We start from the raw sequence: 1,312 nt of genomic DNA, 5'->3' as shown, positions 1-1,312 counted from the left end.
TGACCCATCCTGAAATAGGTTGACACTTTTTCGCCGAGACGAAGAGGTGGCAAGTGGAGCAAGGGATCAAGCGGACGCAGCGGGATTACAGCCTGGCTTTTAAGCTGTCAGTGGTGGCGCAGGTCGAAAAAGGCGAACTGACGTACAAAGAGGCGCAGCGGCGCTACGGCATCCAGGGTCGCTCGACGGTGCTGGTATGGTTACGCAGGCACGGCTTGCAGGATTGGGCCGATCCATCCGGCCGTGCGCAATCGGGTTCCACCATGCCAAAGCCAGACTCAAAGCCGCTCACACCCGAGCAGCGCATCAAGGAGTTGGAGACGCAGTTGCGAGAGGCGCAGGAGAAAGCGGCGCTATTCGAGGCGGTGCTCGACGTGATGCGCAAGGACTACGGGATCACCGTAAAAAAGCCTTCGGGCAGGTCGTCGCGCAAAAGCAGATCAAAAAGCTGAGCGTCGAGCGAGCCTGCCGCTACATGGGCATCAGCCGCCAAGCGTATTACAAGCGATGTCGCAGCGAGCAGTGCCGTTGCTCGCAAGCTGAGACCGTGGCGACGCTGGTGCGGGACGTCCGGCTTCGCCAGCCGAGGCTCGGAACACGAAAGCTGCATCATCTGCTCGGGCCTGCCTTGGTGGAGCGCGGCATCAAGCTGGGACGGGATCGGCTGTTCGACGTGCTGCGCGCCGCGCGCCTGCTGGTCGTGCCGCACCGGGCGTACCACAAGACGACTCAAAGCCATCATCGCTTCCGGCGTCATCCGAATCTGCTGAAACCCGGGCCGGATCAAATCGTGCCGACCGGCCCCGAACAGGTATGGGTGGCCGACATCACGTACCTGCCGACGGCTGGCCCGTTTGTGTATTTGAGCCTCGTCACGGATGCGTTCTCGCGCAAGATCGTCGGCCATCACGTTCACGAGAGCCTGCAAACCGAGCAGGTCAGTCAGGCGCTGAAGAAGGCGTTGCGCAGGCGCCAGACCCACCAGCCCTTGATCCATCACTCCGATCGCGGGGTCCAGTACTGCGCGACCTACTATCAGGACATCCATCGGCGTCACGGCTTGCGATGTTCGATGACGGACGGCTACGACTGCTATCAGAACGCGCTGGCCGAGCGGGTCAACGGCATTCTCAAGGGCGAGTTCCTGCTGCAACGTCCCGCTGACCTCGAGCAAGCCGCCAAGATGGTCGAACAGTCCATCCGCATCTATAACCACGAGCGACCGCATGCCGCGCTGAAATACAAAACGCCCGATGCGGTGCATCGGGCGTTCTAGCGTCTGAATACTGTCAACCTATTCCAGGACTTGACA

At 61.1% G+C, this 1,312-nt stretch carries 1 protein-coding gene; it reads left to right on the top strand.

Annotated features, from left to right (window positions below):
• Positions 1 to 53: 53 nt before the first annotated feature.
• A protein-coding gene (locus tag HWX07_RS36750; RefSeq protein ID WP_175878771.1) for an IS3-like element ISBcen7 family transposase occupies positions 54 to 1,276 on the top strand; the annotation gives its coding sequence in 2 pieces (ribosomal slippage) (positions 54 to 419 and positions 422 to 1,276; 1,221 coding nt in all).
• The last annotated feature ends 36 nt before the right edge of the window (positions 1,277 to 1,312 follow it).

Origin of the sequence: Burkholderia sp. BCC0097 (genome assembly GCF_902832985.1) — a bacterium.
Lineage (GTDB): Bacteria > Pseudomonadota > Gammaproteobacteria > Burkholderiales > Burkholderiaceae > Burkholderia > Burkholderia orbicola.
This window is presented reverse-complemented; position numbering and strand designations above follow the sequence as displayed.